At 68.4% G+C, this 3316-nt stretch carries 4 protein-coding genes; all 4 read left to right on the plus strand.

Annotated elements, in window-relative coordinates:
• On the plus strand, window positions 1–1083 hold a 1083-nt coding region (locus tag PH189_RS30200; RefSeq protein ID WP_476298964.1), incomplete at its 5' end, for a calcium-binding protein.
• Window positions 1084–1303: 220 nt separating this feature from the next.
• Entirely contained in the window at window positions 1304–1786 is a 483-nt protein-coding gene (locus PH189_RS30205) for a hypothetical protein (RefSeq protein ID WP_274192565.1), read from the plus strand.
• A complete protein-coding gene (locus tag PH189_RS30210; RefSeq protein ID WP_274192566.1) occupies window positions 1783–2784 on the plus strand; it encodes an HTTM domain-containing protein in 1002 nt (333 codons plus the stop codon). Before PH189_RS30205 ends, PH189_RS30210 begins: the two co-directional genes overlap by 4 nt.
• Before the next feature lie 157 nt (window positions 2785–2941).
• Window positions 2942–3268, plus strand: coding sequence for a hypothetical protein (locus PH189_RS30215; protein WP_274192567.1), 327 nt, complete (start codon window positions 2942–2944; stop codon window positions 3266–3268).
• Window positions 3269–3316 lie beyond the last annotated feature (48 nt).

Consider the following 3316-nt stretch of genomic DNA (forward strand, 5'->3'; position numbering starts at 1 on the left):
GGCACCACCGACGGAACGACCGGCACGACCGGCACCACCGACGGAACGACCGGCACGACGGGCACCACCGACGGAACGACCGGCACGACCGGCACCACCGGCACGACCGGCGGCGGAACGGGCTGTGTTCTGAGCGCTGGAGTCACAGAGGCCGGCAATGTCATCACCGGCACCGCCGGTAACGACACCATCGACTGCACGAATGCCACCGTCGGCGTGACGGTCATTGGCCTCGACGGCAACGACACCATCACCGGCTCGATCTACGCCGACAACCTCGACGGCGGGGAGGGCAACAACACCATCACTGGTGGTCCGAGTGCGGACGTCATCATCGCGGGTGACGGCAACAACATCCTCACCGGCAGCGCCGGCGACGACAACATCACCGCGGGCAACGGCAACAACACCATCACCGGCAGCGCCGGCTTGGATGTCGTCGTGGCTGGACCCTTGAGCACCATCGACCTGGGCGACCAGACCTCGACTCCGGACCCGACCCCTCTGGCTCCCGGAGCAAACGCCCGCACTGCACCGTCAACAGACGGTCCGTTGGTCGACGAGCCGATCGTGCCGGGTACCGAGGACGCTCCGGCGACCGAGGCTCCCGTGACTGAGGCTCCGGCCACTGAGGAGGCTCCGGCCACTGAGGAGGCTCCGGCCACTGAGGAGGCTCCGGCCACTGAGGAGGCTCCGGCCACTGAGGAGGCTCCGGCCACTGAGGAGGCTCCGGCCACTGAGGAGGCTCCGGCCACTGAGGAGGCTCCGGCGACCGAGGAGGCTCCGGCGACCGAGGAGGCTCCGGCGACCGAGGAGGCTCCGGCGACCGAGGAGGCTCCGGCGACCGAGGAGGCTCCGGCCACTGAGGAGGCTCCGGCCACTGAGGAGGCTCCGGCCACTGAGGACGCTCCGGCCACTGAGGACGCTCCGGCCACTGAGGAGGCTCCGGCGACCGAGGACGCTCCGGCGACCGAGGACGCTCCGGCGACCGAGGACGCTCCGGCCACTGAGGACGCTCCGGCGACCCCGACTGCGGGGCTGCTCGCGCCGGTCCTGGGCGCGTGGGGACTACTGCTCCCGTAGGAGCACATGTGATGCCGGATGGCCCCAGCCTCTCGTCCGAGAGGTTGGAGCCATTCGCACTGTGCGGCTCTCGGAGCGATTCGGGGCCGACGCTATCGAATGATCATCGAACGATGATGTCGAAGTGGACCTGGACATGGATGCGAAGACGAACGTGAAATCGACGGACTCCGACGAGCCGGAAGTGGCCGCGCGCTGCGCGGTCTCACCTCGGCGCCGGATGGCGATCACCCTTTTCGTCGTCGTCACCCTCGGGGCGATCCTCGTGCAGCACATGCCGGATTCGGTGATCAAGACAAATCTCATGGCTGCCGCCCGGCCCTACCTCAACATGACCGGCTTGGACCAGACCTGGTCGATCTTCTCACCGAACCCGCGCGGGGCGACGGTCTACGTCCTGGCCCGCGTCGACCGGGCCGATGGTTCGGTGGCGTTCCATCCGATCCCGACCGGCGTCGGGCCGTCGGAGTACTGGGGCTATCGGTGGCAGAAGTACGGGGAGAGCCTGTCCGAAGCGGGCGGGAGCGCACTCCTGAGGTCCTACGCCGAGTGGGTGGTCGGGCAGGACCGGCGCGTGGGGGGTGATCCCGTACGGGTGACTCTCGTCCGGAGAGCCTCGAGGAACCTGCCGCCCGGGTCGGAGCCCGACGCCCTGCCCTTCGTCGATCAGGACTTCTACACCGCCCCCGTGATCTCCCGATGAAGGTCGCGACGGATCGGATCCGCGCGGGCTGGAACACGTTCTGGTTCCGGCCCGAACCGACCTCGACGATCGCCGTCGTCCGGATCGTGTTCGGCTTCGTGGCGACTCTCTGGACGTTGTCGCAGCTGCCGACCCTGCTGACGTTCTACGGACCGACGGGCGTGTTGCCGACGCCGCCGGCTCTCGGCCCCGGCGCATGGACCTTGCTCGGCGTCTCGACCAGTGCGCCGGTGGTCATCGGCCTGTGGGCGGTGACCCTGCTCGGGGCGATCGGCGTCATGATCGGGTTCCGGACGCGGCTGGCGGCGATCCTGGTGTTCGTCGGGGTGCTGTCGTTCGAGCGCCGTGATCCCTACATCCTCAACGCCGGGGATCTGTTGCTGCGAACCCTGGCGTTCTACCTCGTGTTCTCCCCGGCCGGCGAGGCATTGTCGCTCGACCGGTGGCGCCGCGCGCGGGAGCGGTTCTGGGAGTTCCCGCTCCGGGCGCCCTGGACGCTGCGCCTGATGCAGATCCAGCTCAGCGTCATCTACTTCGCCACCCTCTGGGGGAAATTGCAGGGGGATCGGTGGCGTGACGGAACGGCGGTGTCGTACGCGCTGCGTATCGACGATATCCATCGATTCGCGACCCCGGGCTTCCTCACCGACTCGGTCGTCCTGTCCGAAATACTGACCTTCGGCACCCTCGTGCTCGAGCTCGCGCTCGCGATTCTCGTGTGGAACCGCACCCTGCGCCCCTGGGTGCTCGCGCTCGGGGTCTCCCTCCATGTGTCGATCGCATTCTCGATCATGGTGGGGTTCTTCACCATGCTCATGCTCACGCTCTATCTGGCTTTCATCCCACCGGAGACTGCCCGCCGTCTCATTCTGTCCGCGCGGGCGGCCCGGCGCCGGCGAAAGGTCACCCGGCGACGACCGGGACCGCCGGTTCGCCGCCCGTCGACTCACTCGTCGAGGTCGAATCATGCGGAGAGTGACAACGTAGTGCGCAGTTGAGCCGTGAGACTCACTCGTTGGAGTATTGCCCGACTGTCCCTCGGAGGTGAGGGTTGAGCTAGACGTCGTACCCGAGCCCCCGGTGCCTGTCGTCGAGTCCGCGCGCGGCGAGGGGAACGGCATGGGAGTTCGCAGGGGCACGACTCACGCTCCGGACGTGGCCGGACGAGACGTGTCGTCCGAGGCCGTCCACCCGCGGTGGTGCGACGAGGACCTCGCCGCCGAGTTCGACGGTGTCGAACACGCCTCCCGGGCGCATCAGTGGCGCCCGACCTACGAGCACGAGGTCGCGATCGTCGACCTGCTCCGCCAGGTCGCCTATCTCGACGGGGCCACCGAGACCCCGACGGCGACCGTCCGGATCGACAACTCGTCGCAGCCCGGCGAGGTCGCCATGACGGCGGAGGACCTGGCGACCTTCGTCGGCCGTCTCCTGAGTCTGCGTGCGGCCCTGATCGCCCAGCACGGGGACTCGGCCCGCTGATATGGAGAGCACTTCTGTCAAGTGGGCAGGGGTGGTAGGCCCTCGATG

The sequence above is a fragment of the Actinomycetospora chibensis genome, from assembly GCF_028737215.1.
Classification (GTDB): Bacteria; Actinomycetota; Actinomycetes; order Mycobacteriales; family Pseudonocardiaceae; genus Actinomycetospora; species Actinomycetospora chibensis.